Below are 19,847 nucleotides of genomic sequence, written 5' to 3'. Positions count from 1 at the left end.
GCCCGGTCGTTCACCGCAGCCGGTACTCCCGGGAGGAGCGCGGGCGGGCGGTGAACAGTTCGGCCTGCCGCTCCGGTGGCAGGTTTCCCAGGGCGATCAGCGCCGGCGCCTGTGCGGTGGCCTGGCTCCTGGCCGCCTCCTTCGCGGCCCACAGCGCCCGCACGGTGCCCTGCACCGCCTCGGGCGGGTACGAGGCGAGCACCGAGGCGCAGTGCCGCGCCACGGCCAGGGCGCCGTCCGGGCCGTCGCCCGGCGCGGTCAGCTCCGACACCAGGCCCACCTGGTGGGCGCGCCGCGCCGAGATGCGTTCCGCGGTGCCCATCAGCGCCATCCGGGCCGCCTCGCCCATGGGCATGCGCTGCGCCATGCCCATCGCCTCGTAGGCGCTGACCATTCCGTAGGTGGTGTGCGGGTCGAAGAACGTCGAGGTGTCGGAGGCGATGATGAACTCCGCCTCGCTCAGCAGGTAGAAAGCGCCCCCGCAGGCCATCCCGTCGACGGCGGCGATCACCGGTATCCACAGGTCGTTGGCCTTGGGGCCGATGGTCAGCAGCGGGTCGTCGAGCGCGTAGGGCGTGGGGGGCTGGGGGACGCCGGCGGCGGCGTCCCGGTCGATGCCGGTGCAGAACGCCCTGCCGCCCGCGCCGGTGACGACGGCGGCCCGTACGGTGCCGTCGGCCCGCAACCGGCGCCAGGTGGCGGCCAGTTCGCGTGCCGTGGCGAGATCGACGGCGTTGTGCCGGTGCGGCCGGTCGAGGGTGACGGTGGCGACTCCGTCGGCCACCTCGGTCCGCAGCCCGGCCGCACCGTCCCCCGGCGCCCCGCTCACGGGCGCTCCAGGAGCCAGCGCGGGAGGTGCGTCCCGTCGGGGCCGCGGGTGAAGGCGACCTTGACGGGGGCGCCGATGCGGAGCTTCGCGGGGTCGACGGAGTCCAGCCGGGCGTCCGGCGCGCTGACGACGTTGCCGACGAGGCGGATGTGCGGCGCCTCGGACAGTTCGACGACGACCGCGTTGTAGGGCGCCTGTTCCGCGTAGGCGGGCAGCAGCGGCGGGTGCGGCAGGACGTACGACCAGATCCGGCCACGGCCGCTCATCCGCCGCCATTCGCTGTCGAAGGACTGGCAGTGCGGGCAGCACGGGCGGGGCGGGAAGCGCAGTTCGCCGCATTCCGCGCACGCCTGGACGCGCAGTTCGCCCTGTGCGGCGTACTCCCAGAAGGGGGCGCCGTCCTCGTCGGGCACGGGTGACAGCAGTGCGGGTGCTTCCGTTCCGGTCATCTGCGGGTCCTCTCCTCGTCGTGCCTCGTCGTGGTCAGGTGCGCAGCAGCAGTGCGGAGGTGGGTACGCCCTCGCCGGCGGTGACGAGGCAGGTGGCGGCTCCGGGGACCTGCGCGGTCGAGGTGCCGCGCAGCTGCTTGACGCCCTCGGTGATCAGGTTGAACCCGTGCACGTACGCCTCGCTGAGCCCGCCTCCGGCGGTGTTGAGCGGGAGCCTGCCGCCGATCTCCAGGGCGCCGCCCTCGGTGAAGGCCGCGCCCTCGCCGCGTCCGCAGAAGCCGTAGCCCTCCAGGGAGAGCGGGATGAGCGGGGTGAAGGCGTCGTAGATCTGGGCCACGTCCACGTCGTCGGGCCCGAAGTCCGCGCTCTTCCACAGGTGTTCGGCCGCTGTCCAGGCGGGCCCGGTGAGCGGGTCGTCGTTCCAGTAGTTCACCATTCCGTGGTGCTGGGCGGGGAGCGCCTGGGCGGCGGAATGGACGTAGACCGGGCGTCGGCGGCAGTCGCGTGCGCGGTCGGCGGAGACGATGACGCAGGCGAGCGCGCCGTCCGTCTCCAGGCAGTTGTCGAACAGGCAGAGGGGTTCGCTGATCCAGCGCGCGGTCATGTACATCTCGCGCGTCAGGGGCCGTTCGTACATCATCGCCGCGGGGTTCTGGTTGGCGCGGTTGCGGCAGGCGAGGGCGACGTTGAACAGGTGGTCGCGGGTCGCGCCGTACTCGTGCATGTAGCGGCGGGTGAGCATGCCGATCTCGTCGGCCGGGCGCAGCAGCCCGAAGGGCCTGGTCCACTGGGCGGGAGTCGGCAGCTGCACCTGGGTGTTCTTCCACGGGCGCGGCCCGGAGCCGCGTTTGCGGGAGCGCCAGGCGACGCCGACGGTGGCCTGTCCGGTGGCGACGGCGGAGACGAGGTGGGCGACGGTGGCGCAGGAACCGCCGCCGCCGAAGCCCGTCTTGGAGAAGAAGGTGACGTCTCCCGCGCCGATCGACTTGGCTATCTCGACCTCATCCGTCTCCTCCATCGTGTACGAGGCGAACCCGTCGACCTCGGACGGCGCGATCCCGGCGTCGTCGAGGGCCGCGAGGATGGCGCGGCAGGCGAGGGTCTTCTCGGATTCCGGCAGGTTCTTGGCGAACGGCGTCTGTCCTATGCCCGCTATCGCCGTCGTGTCCTTGATCTCCTTGCGTTCCTTGCGCGCGGTGGGCGTCGCCCCCATTGCCACCTCCGTGCCGGGTCTGCCACATCTGTGTGCTGACAGCGGAGGAGGCTACAGCTAATCTGACGGATAGTCAGCTACGGGAGTGCCGCGACCGCGAACGACCCGACCGGCGGGACGCGGCAGGCCACTGGGGCCACGGGGCGGAAGACACTCGGCGGGAGGCACCCATGCACGGCACCGGACAGGGCAACGGGCAGCGGCAGCGGGAACGGCAGGCGGAAGAGGGGGCGCGGTCCGGAGCGGCCGCGGACACCGCGGGCGGTGAAATGGCGGCGCACTACGGCGGGTTGGACGAAGCGCTCACCGTCCCCGGCATCGTCCGCGCCGCCGCCGAACGCTTCGCCGCACGGGAAGCCGTCGTGGACGGCCGCACCCGCGTCACCTACGCCGAACTCGGCGAACGCGTCGAACGCGCCGCGGCCGCCTGCCTCGCCACCGGACTGCGCCCCGGCGACCGGGTGGCCGTCTGGGCGCCCAACACGCTCGACTGGATCGTCGCCGCCCTCGGCGCCGTCACCGCGGGTGGCGTCCTCGTCCCCGTCAACACCCGCTTCAAGGGCGCCGAGGCCGCCTACGTCCTCCAACGCACCCGCGCCAGACTGCTGTTCATCACCGGCACCTTCCTCGGCACCAGTTACGTGGCCTCGCTCCGGAGAGCCACCGCCGAGGGCGACGGCGACGGGCCCCTCCCCGGACTGCCACACCTCCGCGACGTCGTCGTCCTGTCCGGCGACGCACCGGACGGCTTCCACACCTGGAGCGGCTTCCTCGCCGCCGGTGACGGGGTGGGACGGGAGGAGGTGCGCCGCCGGGCGGACGCCGTACGGCCCGAGGTCCCCTCCGACATCACCTTCACCTCGGGCACCACCGGGCACCCCAAGGGCGCGGTCATCACCCACCAGCAGACCGTCCGCGTCTACGGCGTGTGGAGCGAGGTCACCGGACTGCGCGAAGGCGACCGCTACCTGATCGTCAACCCGTTCTTCCACACCTTCGGCTACAAGGCCGGCGTGATCGCCTGCCTGCTGCGCGGCGCGACGATGATCCCGCAGCCCGTGTTCAACGTGGACACCGCGCTCGCCAACATCGCCGCGGAACGGGTCAGCGTCCTCCCGGGCCCGCCGACCCTGCACCGCTCGATCCTCGACCACCCGGGCCGGGCACAGCACGACCTCTCCGCACTCCGCGTCGTCGTCACCGGCGCCGCCGTCGTCCCGCTGGAACTGGTGGAGCGGCTGCGGAGCGAACTCAAGGTCGGCACCGTCCTCACCGCCTACGGGCTCACCGAGGCGTCCGGCACGGTCACCATGTGCCGCCGCGGCGACCCGGCCGAGGTGATCGCCGCCACCTCGGGACGCGCCATCCCCGGCACCCAGGTCCGCGTCGTCACCCCCGACGGGACGGAGGCGCCCGCCGGTGAACCGGGCGAGGTGCTGGTGCGCGGCTACCACGTGATGTCCGGCTACTTCGAGGAACCGGAGGAGACCGCCCGCGTCATCACCCCGGACGGCTGGCTGCGCACGGGCGACGTCGGCGTCATGGACGCGGACGGCAACCTCCGCATCACCGACCGGATCAAGGACATGTTCATCGTCGGCGGCTTCAACGCCTACCCCGCCGAGATAGAGCAACTGCTGCTCCGGCACCCGGGGATCGCCGACGTCGCCGTCGTCGGCGTGCCGGACGGGCGGCTCGGCGAGGTCGGCAAGGCGTTCGCCGTCCGGCACGAGGGCGCGACGGTCACCGACGACGACCTGATCGCCTGGTCCCGTCGGGAAATGGCCAACTACAAGGTGCCCCGCGAGGTCGAGTTCCTGCCCGAACTGCCGCGCAACGCGGGAGGGAAGGTGCTGAAGACGCAGCTGCGGGCCCGACGCTGACCGGGCGGCGGCCGCCCCCAAGAGGCCGCCGGACGTGGCTCGTTGGCGTGTACCACGCGTCGCCGGACGGTGATCACGGGGGCGGCGCGGGGCAGACTGTGCGCGACGCAGAGTTCCGCGGGCCGCCCAGCGGCCGCGCCGACGCCGAGACGCGGAGGAGCCACCGTGCCACTGACCCGTGAAGAGCGAATGCAGTTCCTGTCCGAACCGCACATCGGTGCCCTCTCCGTGGACGCCGGCGAGGGCGGCGCACGCGGCCCGCTGACGGTGCCGGTCTGGTACGCGTACGAGAGGGGCCAGGACCTCCTCGTGCTCACGGAACGCGACAGCCGCAAGGCGCAGCTCATCGCCAAGGCCGGACGGTTCTCGCTGCTGGCCGAACGCGTCGACCCCACCGTCCGCTATGTCTCCGTCGAGGGCCCCGTCACCGAGACGCGCACCGGCACGCGGGACGACCTGCGGCGGATGACGGCCCGCTACCTCGCGCCCGAACGGGTCGCGGACTACCTGGAGTTCGCGGACCGGGAGCACGGCGAGTACGTGCTCATCCACATGCGCCCCGAGCACTGGCTCAGCGCCGACCTGGGCCCGCAGTGAACCGCGGGCCCGGCGGCGTCCCCCGTGGTGCGGGCCGTCACGCCTCCTGACTGGAGACGTGGTTGTCGAGCGGGCCCACGGTGCCCGCGACTGCGGAGGCCGTCCCGGAGACGAGCGCTGTCAGGCCGAACACCACCGGCAGGGCGACAACGGTGACCGTCCAGACGGCGAAGGACTTCCTCGTGCGGTTCACGGCGGCTCCTCGTAGGCGGGGCCGGCAGACAGGACGTCTCCCGACACGACGTGTGCGAACGGGCAAATGAACTGGGGTACGGAATGAGGGTGCCCGGGGCGCCATGTCCTGAACCCGCCCGGCGCGTGCGCCGCGCGCGCCCCGGCGGAACAGGACACGAGAGAGGGGGCCGAGGGCGGCGACTCCCCCCTGGTGTCGCCGCACCGGCCCCCGGTCCCCCGTACTTCCCCCGTACTTTCCCCCGTTGAGCAGGGGAGTTACTTCACGGGCTCGCTGGACGCGTGGTTGTCCTCGGTACCGATGTCCCCGCCGGAGGCGTGGTTGTCCTCGGTGCCGAGATTGCCACCCGAGGCGTGGTTGTCACGAACCTCGAGATCGTCCTTTTTCTTCTTGCGCTTCGCCTCACTCATGTAACTCAGCTCCCCTGTTGTGGTGGCTGGATCACACCGGTGGGGCCCGCCCAGCGACTCCCCCGTGGACCGCCGGGCGGGCGCTCCGGTGCCGCGTGCCGCACCAGGACACACGGTCTTCCCCCGTACGATCCGCCTGCCCCCCGACGCGACGGATCGACAAGAAAAAGCATGCAGGGGAGCGATAAACGATCGATGAACGTCTGCTGCGGCGACGTTGCGGCCCTGCTCAGAGGGCCCGGAGCAATCCTCGGCGGCCGCCGCGCGGAGAGCCGGGGGAGGCACTGTCCCTGCCCGGCTCCCCTGTACTGCCCTCTGGTTCCCCGGCTCGAACCTCTGCGGTCAGGCCGCGACGGGCGGTGCCGCCAGCAGGGACCTGACCTCCTCGGCCTCCGCCGTCCCGAGCTCGTCGAAGATGCTCAGCGCCTCGCGCCAGCAGGCCCGCGCACGGTCCGTCTGCCCCAGCGCGTCCAGCGACCTGCCCAGCACCGCCAGCACGGTGCCGCGCCGCCACTCCCCGCCGATGCCCCGCAGCGCCAGGGCCTGCTCCGCGTGGCTCGCGGCCTGCGGCGCCCGGTGCGCCGCCAGGTGCGCCTCCGCCAGCCGGAAGTGCGTGACGCCCTCCCACAGCGGCTGGCGGCTGGTGTGGAACAGCTGGAGCGCCTGCGTCAGTTGGGAGATCGACTCCGTCGTGCGGCCGGCCTGGGTGAGGGCCAGGCCCAGCGCGTAGCGGCTGTTGCCGAGCCGCAGCGTCAGACCGAGGTCGTGGTAGATGTCCACGCCCTGCTGCGCCAGCGAGATGGCGCTCTCCGTACGGCCCAGCGCCAGATGGACCCGCGAGAGGTTGCACAGGGCGCTGGCCTCGCCGGTGCGGTTCCCGTCGTCCCGGAAGGCCCGGATCGCGGTGTCGAGGTAGCCCTCGCCGTCCTCGTAACGGGCCTGGTAGAGCGCGAGGATGCCGCGGTCGTTGGGGGCGAAGCAGGCGGGGACCGGGTCCTCCGTGGTGAGCGCCAGCAGCATGGCGCGCTGGGCCTCCGCGTCCGCCTGGTCGAAGCGGCCGCCGATGGTGTGCGCGTGCGTCAGCATGATCAGGGCCCGGCCCTCGGCGTGCTGGTCGCCCGCGGCCTGCGCCGCGTCCCGTACGGCGCTCGCGGCCCGCTCGTACCGCAGGGAGTGCACCCCGGAGTCGGCCAGGTCCTTCGCGGCGATCAGCAGGTCGGCGGCGCGGCGGAGCGGGCTGCCCGGGGCGGCGCGGCCGGGTTCGCCGCCGGCCGCCGACTGCTGTACGCAGGCGAGCAGGCAGTCGGCCTCGGCGAACAGCCAGTCCAGCGCGGCGGAGCGGTCCGGGAAGTCCCGGCCCGGCTCCTCGGTGCGCTCGAAGTGCTCGACGGTGCGGTCGCCCCGCCGGTCCAGGGCGAAGATCTTGGCGGCCGTGGCGAGGTAGAAGTCGAGCAGCCGGGACAGCGCCGCCTCCCGCTCGGACGGCGGCTGCTCGTCCCGTTCCGCGCAGGCGCGCGCGAACAGGCGCACCAGGTCGTGGAAGCGGTAGCGGCCGGGGGCGGCGGACTCCAGCAGCGAGGTGTCGACGAGGGACTCCAGCAGGTCTTCGGTGTCCTCGGGGGAGCGGTCCAGCGCGGCCGCGGCGGCTGGCACGGACATGTCGGGACCGTCGGCCAGGCCCAACAGCCGGAAGGCGCGGCCCTGTTCGGGATCGAGCTGCCCGTACCCGAGCTCGAAGGTGGCCTTCACGGCCTGGTCGCCGGCCTGGAGTTCGTCCAGTCTGCGCCGCTCGTCGGCCAGTTTGGAGGCGAGGACGGAGACCGTCCACGTACGGCGGGCGGCCAGCCGGGCCGCGGCTATGCGGATCGCCAGCGGGAGGAAACCGCAGGCGCCCACCACGTCCATGGCGGCCTTCCGCTCGGCGGAGACCCGCTCCTCGCCCACGATGCGGGTGAACAGCGTCATGGCCTCCTCCGGGCTCATGACGTCCAGGTCGACGAGATGCGCGCCCGCCAGGTCCACCATGCGGGCCCGGCTCGTCACCAGGGCCGCGCAGCCGCCCGTCCCGGGCAGCAGGGGGCGGACCTGGGCGGCGTCGCGGGCGTTGTCCAGCAGCGTGAGGACGCGGCGTTCGGCGAGCAGGGAGCGGAACAGGCCGGCCCGTTCCTCGACTCCCTCCGGAATGGCGGAGTCGGACGTGCCGAGCGAGCGGAGGAACACCCCGAGCACGGCCTCCGGATCGGCCGGGGAGCTGCCCGCGCCCTGGAGGTCGACGTACAGCTGGCCGTCCGGGAAGTGCTCGGCCACCGCGTGCGCCACATGCACGGCCAGTGTCGTCTTCCCGACGCCGCCGATTCCGGCCACGGCGGAGACGGCCATCACGCCGCCGTCGGTGCGGGCCAGCTGCTCTCCGAGCTCGGCGACGAAGGCGGTGCGCCCGGTGAAGTCCGAGACCGTGGCCGGGAGTTGGGCGGGGCGGTTGACGGAGGGGAAGGCCGGGTCCGCGGTCTCCTCGGGGGAGTGCGAGAGCGACTCGTCGGCGCCGAGGATGCGCTGCTGGAGCTCGGCCAGCTCGGGGCACGGGTCGACGCCCAGCTCGTCGGCGAGCAGCCGCCGGGTGTCGGCGTACACGGCGAGCGCCTCCGCCTGGCGGCCGCCCCGGTACAGCGCGAGCATCAGCAGCTCGCGGAGGCGCTCGCGCAGCGGGTGCGCGGCGGTCAGCGCCGTCAGTTCGCCGATGGCCTCGGCGTGGCTGCCGGCCTGGAGGTCCAGGTCGAGACGGTGCTCCAGGAGGGACAGCCGCCACTCCTCCAGCCTGGCGCGCTGGCTCTCCGCGAAGGGCCCGGGCACGTGCGCGAGCGGTTCGCCGTCCCATTCGGCGAGCGCCGCGTCGTACAGCTCGCGGGCGCGGTTCCTGGCGCCGCTCGCTGCGGCCTTCTCGGCGTCCTGGGCCAGCGCCGTGGCCGTGTCCAGGTCGAGCACGACGGCGGGGCCCGTGCCGAGGGCGGCGGCGCCCGGCGCCCCGAGGCCGGAACCGGCGCGTCCGGTACGGATCGCGTAGCCGCCGGACTCGCTGACAAGGATGTCCGCGTCGTCACCGAGGCTCTTGCGGAAGCGGGACGCGTAGGTGCGCAGCGCGGCCTTGGCGCGGTCCGGCGGCTCCTCGCCCCACATCGCGTCGATGAGTTCCTCGGCGGTGGCCGTCCGGCCGCCGCGCAGCAGCAGCGCGGCGAGCAGGGCACGCTGCTGCGGCGAACCGGTGTGCAGTGATTCCTCGCCCCTCCAGGCCCGGACCGGTCCGAGCACGGCGAACCGCAACCGGTGCTCCCGCTCGGCACGTTGCCCGGTGTGCCCCTCGGCGCTCATGGTGCCCCCTGCGTTCCGCGCTCCACTCCCGCAGGGTCAGTCTGCCTTGTTGACATGCACTACGTCAGCTCCGCGCCCGCCTCTCTACGACTCCTTCGAAGTTCCGACCGGCTTCGGCCGCGTCCCGGGCGCGGGGAGAGCGGGAGGGAAAGGGCGTCCGGGACAGGCGTGTGGCGCCGCGTGACGGGTGTGGTGCGGGAGCCCGGTGGGGGCTCAGGGGCGCGGATGCGGCGCACGCGAGGAGCTGACGAACCGTCAGATCAGCGCTACCGTGGGGAACATGGAGACCTTCCCGAAGATCATCTCGGTGGACGACCACACGGTGGAACCTCCGCACGTCTGGCGGGACCGGCTCCCGTCCAAGTACCACGACGTCGGACCGCGCATCGTGCGCGCACCGCTGAAGGACATGTCCTTCGTGGGCGGCAAGTTCGCCCCCACCATGGGCGCCCCCGGCGACGAGGGACCCGAGGCCGACTGGTGGGTGTACGAGGACCTGCACCGCCCGCTCACCCGCCTCGACACCGCCGTCGGATACGACCGCGACGAAGTGAAGCTCGAAGCGATCACCTACGAACAGATGCGGCCCGGCTCCTGGAGCGTCCCGGACCGGCTGGCCGACATGGACGTCAACCACGTCCAGTCCGCACTGTGCTTCCCCACCTTCCCCCGCTTCTGCGGCCAGACCTTCACCGAGGCCAAGGACCGCGAACTGGGACTCCTCGGCGTCCGCGCCTACAACGACTGGATGGTCGAGGAATGGTGCGGACCCGAAGCGCGGGGCCGCCTCATCCCGCTCACCCTCGTCCCCCTGTGGGACGCCGAACTCGCCGCCGCCGAAGTACGCCGCAACGCCGAACGCGGCGTCCGCGCCGTCTGCTTCAGCGAGATACCCCCGCACCTGGGGCTGCCCTCCATCCACGGCGACGAGTGGGACCCCTTCCTGCGGGCCTGCGACGAGACCGGCACCGTCATCGCCATGCACATCGGCTCCAGCAGCCGCATGCCCTCCACCAGCGCCGACGCGCCCCCGGCCGTCGGCTCCACCATCACCTTCGCCAACTGCTGCTTCTCGATGGTCGACTGGCTCATGAGCGGCAAGTTCGACCGCTTCCCCAACCTGCGCATCATGTACGCGGAGGGCCAGGTCGGCTGGATTCCCTACATCCTGGAGCGCGCCGACGTGGTGTGGGAGGAGAACCGCGGCTGGGGCGGCGTCGCCGACAAGGTGCTGCGGCCCCCGTCCGAACTCTTCGCCGGGCACGTCTTCGGCTGCTTCTTCGACGACGCCTTCGGGCTGCGGAACATCGACTCCATCGGCGCCGCCAACGTGCTCTACGAGACGGACTACCCGCACTCCGACAGCACCTGGCCCAAGTCGAAGGAGGTCGGCGAGGCCCAGATGGGCCACCTCGACCCGCACCTCGTCGAACGCATCGTCCGCGGCAACGCCATCGACCTCCTCGGCCTCAACCCCGACGGCACCTGGGCGGGGGCGCGGAACGCCTAGCGCGCGCGGGCCTGGACGGGCGGCGGCGGCTCCTGCGCCGCCGCCCTGCCGAACGGGCCGTGTCCCGGCCGTAGTTGAGAGCGGTCAGGCCGGAGCCGGCGCGTCCGCCGTCCGCAGCTGGACGGGCAGCGACGCGTAACCGTGCGCGATGAACGAGGACACCTGCTCGATCTCCTCCGGCGGCACCGCGAACCGCAGCCCCGGGAAACGCGAGAAGAGCGCGGGCAGCGCCGTCCGCGCCTCCAGGCGGGCCAGCGAAGCGCCCAGGCAGAAGTGCACGCCGTGGCCGAAGGCCAGGTGCTCGGTGTCCTCACGGCGCACGTCGAACTCCCCCGCGTCCGCACCGTGCCTGCCCGGGTCCCGCCCGGCCGCCGCGTACGTGGCCAGGATCGGGTCACCCTGCCCGATCACCGTCCCGTCCGGCAGCGGGATGTCCTCCACCGCGTACCGCAGCGGCAGCGAGGCGATGCTCGGCGCCCAGCGCAGCGTCTCCTCGATCACGTCGTCCCAGGTCACCTCGCCGGCCAGCACCGCGCGCAGCTGCTCGGGGTGGGTGAGCAGCGCGTGCACGGCGTTCCCGATCAGGTTGACCGTCGTCTCGTGCCCGGCGCCGACCACGAGCAGCAGGGTGTCCATCAGCTCGGCCTCGCTCAGGCTGGAGCCGTCCTCGTCGCGGGCCGAGACGAGCAGACTCGTCAGGTCGTCCCCCGGCTGCTCCCGCTTCGCGGCGACCAGCGCCCCGAACGCGGCCTGCACGTCGGCCGCCGTCCGCGCCGCCTCCTCCGGCGTCGCCGTGGTGTCCATGATGCGCTCGATCAGGCGCGCCACCTCGCCCCGCGCCTCCTCCGGTATCCCGAACAGCTCGCATATGACGAGCATCGGCAGCGGGTGCGCGTACGCGCTCCGCAGATCGACCGGAGCCCCGGCCGGCTCGGCGGCCATCGCGTCCAGCAGCCCGGCGGTGATCTCCTCCACGCGCGGCCGCAGCGCCTCCGTGCGGCGCAGCGTGAAGGCCGGGGCGACGAGCTTGCGCAGGCGCCGGTGCTCGGGGCCGTACGAGCTGAACATGTTGGTGACGTCCACCCAGGAACGTATCCAGGTGTCCCGGAACTCGCCGCGCTGCCAGGCGGGCCAGTGCGCCCTCGGGTCCTTGGAGACGCGGGGGTCGCGCAGCAGTTCCTTGAGCAGGTCGAGGCTGCTCACCGCCCACGCCCGGATGCCGGCGGGCAGCTCGACGAGCGTGGCCGGGCCCCGCGCCCTGAGCTCCTCCGCCTCCGCGTACTTCCGCCGGCCCTCCGCGTCGATCACCAGGGGTGGCTGTGGCGTCCGCCCGTGCGCGGCGGGCGTCCCTCCCTTCCGGGGCTGCGGAATGCGGGGCTGCGGGTGCGGCTGATCTCCCATGGGGCGTCCCGACTGGTCGGCGCCGCGGCGGGCCGCGGCGGTGAACGGGAAGCCGGAGCGGGGGACCCGAACGGTGCTGCGGACGCCGTCAACTCCCCATGTGCTCCTGACGGTTGGGCATGCCCGGGCCCGCCGCGCACTATCCGCGCCCGCGCCGGGAGTGGCGATCGACACGTGCGCGGGGGATGGCGGCACGGGCCTTGTCTGATGGACCGTCAGATACGAGCATGGGCGCTCGCAGCGGGGTTCCGGGGCGCGGACGCCCCGGATGCGGCCCGTCCGGGACGCACGGCCCGCCCGAGCGGAGGAGGGGCACGTGGAACACCAGCAGCACCCCCGTCACCCGGAACCCGGCACCGAACCGCAGGGCGGACCGGTGTACGGGATGCAGCTCCCCGTACAGTCCCAGAGCGCCCTGTACGCCGAACCCTGGGAAACGGAAGCCGGGCCGGAAGACCTCCTCGCCGTCGCCCGCACCGCCGACCGCCACGGCTTCGACTACATCGCCTGCTGCGAACACGTCGCCATCCCGCGCAGGCTCGCCGACGCCATGAGCACCGTCTGGTACGACCCCGTGGCCACCCTCGCCTACCTCGCCGCCGCCACCGACCACGTGCGACTGCTCAGCCACGTCGCCGTCGTGGCACTGCGGCACCCCCTGGCCACCGCCAAGCAGTACGCCACCCTCGACCAGCTCTCCGGCGGCAGGCTCGTCCTCGGCGTCGGCGCCGGCCACGTACGGGAGGAATTCGAGGCACTGGGCGCCGACTTCGCCGCACGCGGCGCCGTGCTCGACGAGACGGTGGACGCCCTGAAGGCCGCGCTGGGCGAGGAGGAGTACCCCGAGTTCGAGGGCAAGCGCTTCTCCTTCCGGGACCTCGGACAGCGCCCCCGCCCCGCACAGCGCCCCCGCCCGCCCCTGTGGGTCGGCGGCTCCTCGCCCGCGGCCGTCCGCCGCGCGGCACGGCGCGGCGACGGCTGGCTCCCGCAGGGCGACAAGCGCACCGAGCTCCCCGCCAAGATCGGCACCCTGCGACGGCTGCGCCAAGAGGCCGGAAACGACGGCCCGTTCACCATCGGCACCATCGCCGAACCGCTGTACGTCGGAACGCCGCAGTGGGACGTGGGACGCCGCACCCTCACCGGCACCCCCGAACGGATCGCCGCGTCCCTGCGCGAGTACGCGGACATGGGCGTCGACCAGATACAGGTCCGCTTCCGCAGCCGCAGCAGGCACGAACTGACCGACCAGATGGCCGCTTTCGGCGACCGGGTCGGCCCACTGCTGCGCGATTGAACAGCTTCCGGACCGCACGGAACGGCACACGGCACGGAACGGACGGCACGGACGAGAGGCAGGGGAAACGGAATGGGAAGCGGAAGCGGAACGGGCAGGCTCGACGGCCGCGTCGTGATCATCAGCGGCGGGGCGCGCGGACAGGGCGAGCAGGCCGCCCGGCTCTTCACGGCCGAGGGTGCACGCGTCGTCCTGGGCGACCTTCTCGACGACGAAGGAAAGCGGCTCGCCGAGGAGTTGGGCCCCGAGCGGGCCGTCTACACGCACCTCGACGTCCGCGAGGAGGCGGACTGGGAGCGGATGTCCGAGCTCGCCGTGGAACGCTTCGGGAAGGTCGACGGGCTCCTCAACAACGCCGGCATCCTGCGGTTCAGCGGGCTGACGGACACCTCCCTCGCGGAGTACCGGCAGGTCGTGGACGTCAACCAGGTGGGCTGCTTCCTCGGCATGAAGACCGTCGCACCGCACATCGAGGCCGCGGGCGGCGGCACGATCGTCAACACCGCCTCGTACACGGCGCTCGCCGGAATGGCCTTCGTGGCCTCGTACGCGGCGACGAAGGCGGCCATCGTCGGCATGACGCGAGTGGCGGCCATGGAACTCGCGGGCCGGGGCGTCCGCGTGAACGCGATGTGCCCCGGGGCGATCGACACCCCGATGACCAACCCGTCGCAGGTGGCCGAGAACGGGCTGGCGGTGGACCAGGGTTCGCAGGCCGAGCTCGACGCGCTGTACGCGAAGGTCGTGCCGCAGGGGCGGATCGGCCGGCCCGAGGAGGTCGCGCGGCTGGCGCTGTTCCTCACCTCGGACGACTCCTCGTACGTGACGGGCCAGCCGTTCGTCGTCGACGGGGGCTGGCTCGCGGGCGTATCGCTCTTCTGACCTGCGCATTTCCCGCCGCGGGCGGGCCGGTGGAGGCGTCCCGCCGGGCCTGTGCTGATGCTCCGTCAGGTATTGACGGTGCCGGACGCCGGTGCGAGAGTCATGAGACAGGATCTGACGGAGCGTCAGAAAAACAAGAGGAGTGAACCGCCGTGGAATTCGGGCTCTTTGTACAGGGGTATGTGCCAGCGGCTCGCGCCAAGGCGGACCCGCAGGCCGAACACAAGGCACTGCTGGAGGAAACCGAGTACATCATCCAGGCCGACAAATCCGGCTTCAAATACGCCTGGGCCTCCGAACACCACTTCCTGGAGGAGTACTCCCACCTCTCCGCCAACGACGTCTTCCTCGGCTACCTCGCCCACGCCACCGACCGCATCCACCTCGGCTCCGGAATCTTCAACCCGCTGCCCCAGGTCAACCACCCGGTCAAGGTCGCCGAAAAAGTCGCCATGCTCGACCACCTCTCCGGCGGCCGCTTCGAATTCGGCTCCGGACGCGGCGCGGGAAGCCACGAAATCCTCGGCTTCCTCCCCGGCATCACCGACATGAACCACACCAAGGAAATCTGGGAAGAAACCATCGCGGAATTCCCCAAGATGTGGCTCCAGGACGAGTACCCCGGCTTCCACGGCACACACTGGTCGCTCCCGCCGCGCAAGATCCTGCCCAAGCCCTACGGCGGCTCCCACCCCGCCATGTGGTACGCCGCCGGATCACCCTCCAGCTACGCCATGGCCGCCAAGAAGGGCCTCGGCGTCCTCGGCTTCAGCGTCCAGAAGGTCTCCGACATGGAATGGGTCGTCGAGTCCTACAAGGGCGCCGTCAAGGACGCCGAACCCATCGGCGACTTCGTCAACGACAACGTCATGGTCACCTCGACCGCCATCTGCGCCGAAACCCGGGAAAAGGCCAAGCAGATCGCCGTCAACGGAGGACTCAACTACCTCCAGTCCCTCCTCTTCCGGTACCACGACACCTTCCCCCGCCCCGAGGGCATACCGGAATGGCCCGAACTGCTCCCGGACTACACCGAAGAAATCGTCGAACTCCTCATCGCCGAAGAACTCATGATCTGCGGCACCCCCGACGACGTCCTCCAGCAGTGCAAGCGCTGGGAACAGGCCGGAGCCGACCAGCTCTCCCTCGGCCTCCCCGTCGGAATCCCGTACGAGGACACCATGAACACCATCAAACTCCTCGGCGAACACGTCATCCCCACCATCGACACCGACCCGGTGCACCGGACCACCCGCTTCCGCGACGCCGCCCGCAGCTGAACCCGCCGCGCGCGGCACACACGCCACGCGCGGGCCGAGAGGAGGAACCACGCACATGCTGGACCACCTGATCACCGGCGCGACCGTGGTGGACGGCACAGGCGGACCGTCCTACCGGGCCGACGTCGGCATCCGCGACGGACGCATCGCCGCCATCGCCGACCCCGGGCACATCACCGAAGAGGCCCGCACCACCGAAGACGCCACCGGACTCGTCCTCGCCCCCGGCTTCGTCGACCCGCACACCCACTACGACGCACAGCTCTTCTGGGACCCCTACGCCACACCGTCCCTCAACCACGGCGTCACCACCGTCGCCGGAGGGAACTGCGGATTCACCCTCGCCCCCCTCAACCCCGCACAGCCCGACGACGCCGACTACACCCGCCGCATGATGTCCAAGGTCGAGGGCATGTCCCTCGTCGCCCTCGAAGAAGGCGCACCCTGGAACTGGCACAGCTTCGGCGAATACCTCGACGCCCTCGAAGGCCGCACCGCCGTCAACGCCGGATTCATGGTCGGCCACTGCGCACTGCGGCGCCACGTCATGGGCCCCGACGCCGTCGGCGGACAGCCCACCGAAGCCCAACTCGCCGCCATGGTCCAGCTCTTCCACGACGCCATGGACGCCGGCGCCTGGGGACTGTCCACCACCCAGTCCGGCACCCACTCCGACGGCGACGGCGAACCCGTCGCCTCCCGGCACGCGCGGCCCGCCGAACTCCTCGCGCTCTCCCGCGCCGTCGCCGAACACGAAGGCACCCAGCTCGAAGCCATCGTCTCCGGCTGCCTCGACCAGTTCTCCGACGAGGAGATCGACCTCCTCGTCGACATGACCGCCGCAGCCGGACGGCCCCTCAACTGGAACGTCCTCACCATCGACGCCGCCGTCCCCGAACGCGTACCCCGCCAACTCGTCCCCAGCGAACGCGCACGCGCCGCCGGAGGACGCATCGTCGCCCTGACGATGCCGATCCTCACCCCCATGAACATGTCCCTCGGCACCTTCTGCGCCCTCAACCTCATACCCGGCTGGGGCGACATCCTCGGACTGCCCCTCCCCGAACGCATCGCCAGACTCCAGGACCCCGACGTACGCGCCGACATGCTCCGGCGGGCCGACAGCAAGGAAGCCGGAATCTTCCGCAGGCTCGCCCACTTCGACCGGTACGTCATCGGCGACACCTACTCCCGGGCCAACGAAGGACTCAGCGGCCGCGTCGTCCGCGACATCGCCGAGGAACGAGGCCAGGACGCCTTCGCCACCCTCGTCGACATCTGCGTCAACGACGACCTGCGCACCGTGCTGTGGCCCATGCCCACCGACAACGACCCCGACAGCTGGGAACTGCGCCGGCAGACCTGGGAACACGAGGACGTCATGCTCGGCGGCTCCGACGCCGGAGCACACCTCGACCGCATGTGCGGCGCCCCCTACACCACCCGGTTCCTCGGCGACTGCCTGCGCGGACGGAAACTCGTCGGACTCGAACAAGCCGTCAAGATGCTCACCGACGACCCCGCCCAGCTCTTCGGACTCCGCGAACGCGGACGCGTCACCGAAGGCTGGCACGCCGACCTCGTCCTCTTCGACCCCGAACGCATCGACGCCGGCCAGGCCCGCCTCGTCCACGACCTGCCGGGCGACAGCCCCCGGCTCGACTCCGAGGCCCAGGGCATCGTCGGCGTCTGGGTCAACGGCGTCGAAACCCTCCGTGACGACAAGATCACCGGCGCGGTCCCGGGGACCGTCCTACGGTCGGGGCGGGACACGTACACGGTGAGCACGGGGTAGGGGGTGGGGGTGGGGGAGTCGGGGGTGTTCCTTGGGGGCTCCCCCCCCCCCCCCCCCCCCCCCCCAAGCCCCCAACTCCCCTGCCCCCAGGCCGGGTTCAGCCCAGCCCGCACCTACCCCCGGCCCACGCCGGTCCCGAGTATCAGCGGGTTGGTCATGGCGGCCATGGCGCCGGGCACGTCCTTCGGGGTGCCGGGCGCGCGGGGGCGGCGGATCTCGGCCCGTATGTAGGTGGCGAGTGATGCCGTGGTGTGCCAGGTGACGGGCTCGTCGGTGACGGGGCCGGAGCGCAGTTCGCCCTGGTCGGTGATCAGCCGGTACGTGGCGCCGGCCGGTGCTCCGGAGACGGCGAGCCGTACGGTGACCTCGCTGTCGGGCGCGACGCGGAGTGTGTCGCCGATTCCGGCGTGCTCGCCCCGTGGTCCGCTCGCGGTGAGCGTGAGTGTGAGGGCGGAGGACTCGGTGAGGTAGCTGTGGCCGGCGCGGATGCCGTCGAGGAGGGCGCGGCGTGACAGGTCGTCGGCGAGGACCACGGTCTGCGGCAGTCCGACCTTCTGCGGTTCGCGGTGGGCGTCGCTGTTGCCCACGGCCGGTGTCCATCCGGTGTCGTCGGTGAGACCTTCGACGAGGCGGTTGTCCCAGGCGGCGAGGGACAGTTCGTCGTCGGGGGTCCAGGGGCCGTTCCAGACTTCGACGGCGTCGGCGTGCCGGTAGCCGAACTTCCACTGGCAGCCGACGAACGGGCAGTCGGGGTGGGCCGGTACGACGAGGCCGCCGGCCCGGCGGATGCGGCGGGCGACGCGGGGGAACGCGTCGTCGCGGGCGCGGTAGCGCCAGTCGAAGAAGGTGCCGGGGTCGGTTCCGTAGGCCAGGCAGTGTCCGTTCCGGGTGGTGATCTCCTCGCCGCAGAGGATGAGCAGGTCCTCGCCCCACAGGCCCTGCCAGGCGCCGTGTCCCGAGGTGGTGTTGTGTTCCGTGGTGACGATGAAGTCCAGTCCGGCTTCCCGGGCGGCGGCCGCGACCTGCGCGGGGGTGCGTTCGCCGTCGGAGTGCACGGTGTGCAGGTGGCCGTCGCCGCGGTACCAGGCGCGGCCTCGGCCGCGTGCCCGTTCGGGCGGGTGGACGGGGCGCGGGGTCTCCCCGGGGGCGCCGAACCGGAGGGTGACGGTGATCTCGTAGTCCATGCCCTGCGGTGCGACGGTGTACGGGCCGAGGACGAGGTGCCAGGTGCCGGGGCGTACGGGGCCGGGCAGGTAGCCGGGTGTGGCCTCTTCGGCGCTGATCGTGAACCGGTCGCGGAAGCCGCCGGACCAGCCGCGGAAGCCCTCGCCGCCGGGCCCGGTGCCGCGTTCGTCGAAGATGCCGATGTCGAGGGCGTTGCCCGGGGTGCCTTCGGGGACGTCCGGGGTGTCGTAGGTGTACGTGACGGCGATTTCGCGGACGCCTTCGGGGACGTCGACGGGGAGTGTCACGAAATCGGGTGCGCCGGTGGGGAGATGGCCGCGCACCGTCTCGGTGCGTTCCTCGCCGCTCGCGGCGCGGGCGAAGCTCATGTCCCCGAGCGTAAGGACGCCCGCGGCGCCCGCAACCGCGGACATCCTGAGGACGCCGCGCCGTCCCGGCCCGCCCTGTGCCGTGCTGGTTCCGCCCATCGTCAGCCCCCCTCGTCGGTTTCCGGCCGGGCGGCTCTCGGGCCGCACTTTCCGGTGCCGGACACCGTTGTACGGGGAGGGGACGAGGAGGGAAACCCCTGTGGAAAACCCTCGGAGCGGTTGCCGTCGAGTGGGAACGGCTGTTCGCGCCGGGGCCGACCGACTGCCCGATGCCGTTGTGACAGGAGCCCCGGATGCGGATCGCGACCACGATCATCCTCACCGACGAGACCGTCCGTCCCGACCGCCTGGCCCGTGAGGTGGAGCAGCGCGGTTTTCACGGTCTCTATCTGCCCGAGCACACGCACATTCCGGTCAGCCGGGAGACGCCGGCGCCGATGGGGGAGCCGCTGCCCCGCCCGTACGGCCGGACGTTCGACCCGATGGTGGCCCTGGCGGCGGCCGCGACGGTCACCGAGCGGATCGCTCTCGGTACGGGGGTGGCGCTCGTCGCGCAGCACGATCCGATCGTCCTGGCCAAGCAGTTGGCCTCGCTGGACGCGCTGTCCGGTGGCCGGATCACACTGGGGGCCGGTTTCGGCTGGAACCGGGAGGAGGCGGCGGACCACGGTGTCGACTGGCCGCGGCGCCGGGAGCTGGTGCGTGACCGGGTGGCCCTGATGCGCGCCCTGTGGGCGTCCGAACCGACGGAGTACGAGGGCGAGTTCGGTTCGGTGCGGGCGAGTTGGGCGTATCCGAAGCCGGTGCGGGACGGTGGCCCGCGGGTGCTGCTGGGCGGTGCCGCCGGGCCGAAACTGTTCGCGCACATCGCGGAATGGGCGGACGGCTGGATCCCGGTGGGCGGCAGCGGGCTGACGGAGGCGCTGCCCCGGCTGCGTGCGGAGTGGGAGCGTGCCGGGCGCGGCCCGGAGGGGCCCGCGGTGGTGCCGAGCTTCGTGGTGCCCTCGCAGGGAAAGCTGGCGCACTTCCGGGACTTGGGCATCGAGGAGGCAGTGCTCCAGCTGCCGTCCGGGGACGAGGGCGCGGTGCTGCGCACGCTGGACGAGTACAGCCAGTACCTGTGACCCGTCGCGCGGAGGGGGGCGGAGGGTGTGTCCGCCGGTCTGCCTCCGTGCGCGGTCCGCGTGCG

16 protein-coding genes are annotated in these 19,847 nt (G+C 72.2%); 8 read left to right on the top strand and 8 right to left on the bottom strand.

The window, feature by feature from the left end; genetic code table 11:
- Positions 1–10: 10 nt before the first annotated feature.
- The 3 genes from HCC30_RS23020 to HCC30_RS23010 are packed head-to-tail and all read right to left on the bottom strand — an operon-like array spanning position 11 to position 2,491.
- On the bottom strand, positions 11–829 hold the full coding sequence (locus tag HCC30_RS23020) for an enoyl-CoA hydratase/isomerase family protein (RefSeq protein ID WP_346776764.1): 819 nt from the start codon (positions 827–829) through the stop codon (positions 11–13).
- The gene (locus HCC30_RS23015; protein ID WP_169444647.1) at positions 826–1,278 is read right to left on the bottom strand and encodes an OB-fold domain-containing protein; all 453 of its coding nucleotides are present in this window, start codon (positions 1,276–1,278) and stop codon (positions 826–828) included. The genes HCC30_RS23020 and HCC30_RS23015 overlap by 4 nt, the downstream gene beginning before the upstream one ends.
- A 34-nt stretch (positions 1,279–1,312) precedes the next feature.
- Positions 1,313–2,491 (bottom strand): lipid-transfer protein, encoded by a 1,179-nt coding sequence (locus HCC30_RS23010; protein WP_169444646.1) that lies wholly within the window; start codon positions 2,489–2,491, stop codon positions 1,313–1,315.
- A 269-nt stretch (positions 2,492–2,760) separates the two neighbouring features.
- Between HCC30_RS23010 and HCC30_RS23005 the strand changes: the two genes are divergently transcribed.
- On the top strand, positions 2,761–4,374 hold the full coding sequence (locus HCC30_RS23005; RefSeq protein ID WP_169444661.1) for a FadD3 family acyl-CoA ligase: 1,614 nt from the start codon (positions 2,761–2,763) through the stop codon (positions 4,372–4,374).
- Between the two features lie 165 nt (positions 4,375–4,539).
- Complete coding sequence (locus tag HCC30_RS23000; protein ID WP_169444645.1) at positions 4,540–4,971, top strand: pyridoxamine 5'-phosphate oxidase family protein; 432 nt, start codon at positions 4,540–4,542, stop codon at positions 4,969–4,971.
- Positions 4,972–5,008: 37 nt separating this feature from the next.
- On the opposite strand, the gene HCC30_RS22995 is transcribed toward HCC30_RS23000, so the two are convergent.
- From HCC30_RS22995 to HCC30_RS22985, 3 genes are all read right to left on the bottom strand, one after another.
- Positions 5,009–5,164: a hypothetical protein gene (locus HCC30_RS22995; RefSeq protein WP_169444644.1), complete on the bottom strand. Its 156-nt coding sequence runs from the start codon at positions 5,162–5,164 to the stop codon at positions 5,009–5,011.
- 257 nt (positions 5,165–5,421) lie between these two features.
- The gene (locus tag HCC30_RS22990) at positions 5,422–5,574 is read right to left on the bottom strand and encodes a sigma-like protein (protein ID WP_169444643.1); all 153 of its coding nucleotides are present in this window, start codon (positions 5,572–5,574) and stop codon (positions 5,422–5,424) included.
- A 342-nt stretch (positions 5,575–5,916) separates the two neighbouring features.
- Positions 5,917–8,940: a BTAD domain-containing putative transcriptional regulator gene (locus HCC30_RS22985; protein WP_169444642.1), complete on the bottom strand. Its 3,024-nt coding sequence runs from the start codon at positions 8,938–8,940 to the stop codon at positions 5,917–5,919.
- Between the two features lie 280 nt (positions 8,941–9,220).
- On the opposite strand from HCC30_RS22985, the gene HCC30_RS22980 reads away from it, so the two are divergent.
- Entirely contained in the window at positions 9,221–10,450 is a 1,230-nt protein-coding gene (locus HCC30_RS22980) for an amidohydrolase family protein (protein WP_169444641.1), read from the top strand.
- Positions 10,451–10,534: 84 nt separating this feature from the next.
- On the opposite strand, the gene HCC30_RS22975 is transcribed toward HCC30_RS22980, so the two are convergent.
- Positions 10,535–11,758: a cytochrome P450 gene (locus HCC30_RS22975; RefSeq protein WP_346776763.1), complete on the bottom strand. Its 1,224-nt coding sequence runs from the start codon at positions 11,756–11,758 to the stop codon at positions 10,535–10,537.
- Positions 11,759–12,236: 478 nt separating this feature from the next.
- Here HCC30_RS22975 and HCC30_RS22970 point away from each other — a divergent pair, with 478 nt between their 5' ends.
- From HCC30_RS22970 to HCC30_RS22955, 4 genes are all read left to right on the top strand, one after another.
- Positions 12,237–13,148: a TIGR03619 family F420-dependent LLM class oxidoreductase gene (locus tag HCC30_RS22970; RefSeq protein ID WP_240979829.1), complete on the top strand. Its 912-nt coding sequence runs from the start codon at positions 12,237–12,239 to the stop codon at positions 13,146–13,148.
- A 72-nt stretch (positions 13,149–13,220) separates the two neighbouring features.
- Positions 13,221–14,030, top strand: coding sequence for a glucose 1-dehydrogenase (locus tag HCC30_RS22965; protein ID WP_169444638.1), 810 nt, complete (start codon positions 13,221–13,223; stop codon positions 14,028–14,030).
- Positions 14,031–14,182: 152 nt separating this feature from the next.
- Complete coding sequence (locus HCC30_RS22960) at positions 14,183–15,310, top strand: LLM class flavin-dependent oxidoreductase (RefSeq protein WP_169444637.1); 1,128 nt, start codon at positions 14,183–14,185, stop codon at positions 15,308–15,310.
- A 55-nt stretch (positions 15,311–15,365) separates the two neighbouring features.
- Entirely contained in the window at positions 15,366–17,105 is a 1,740-nt protein-coding gene (locus HCC30_RS22955) for a D-aminoacylase (RefSeq protein WP_169444636.1), read from the top strand.
- A 113-nt stretch (positions 17,106–17,218) separates the two neighbouring features.
- Here the strand turns inward: HCC30_RS22955 and HCC30_RS22950 are convergent, their stop codons facing one another.
- Positions 17,219–18,703 (bottom strand): CehA/McbA family metallohydrolase, encoded by a 1,485-nt coding sequence (locus tag HCC30_RS22950; RefSeq protein ID WP_169444660.1) that lies wholly within the window; start codon positions 18,701–18,703, stop codon positions 17,219–17,221.
- A gap of 248 nt (positions 18,704–18,951) precedes the next feature.
- Between HCC30_RS22950 and HCC30_RS22945 the strand changes: the two genes are divergently transcribed.
- The gene (locus HCC30_RS22945; protein WP_169444635.1) at positions 18,952–19,782 is read left to right on the top strand and encodes a TIGR03619 family F420-dependent LLM class oxidoreductase; all 831 of its coding nucleotides are present in this window, start codon (positions 18,952–18,954) and stop codon (positions 19,780–19,782) included.
- Positions 19,783–19,847 lie beyond the last annotated feature (65 nt).

The organism is Streptomyces sp. HNM0574 (assembly GCF_012726235.1).
GTDB lineage: Bacteria > Actinomycetota > Actinomycetes > Streptomycetales > Streptomycetaceae > Streptomyces.
This window is presented reverse-complemented; position numbering and strand designations above follow the sequence as displayed.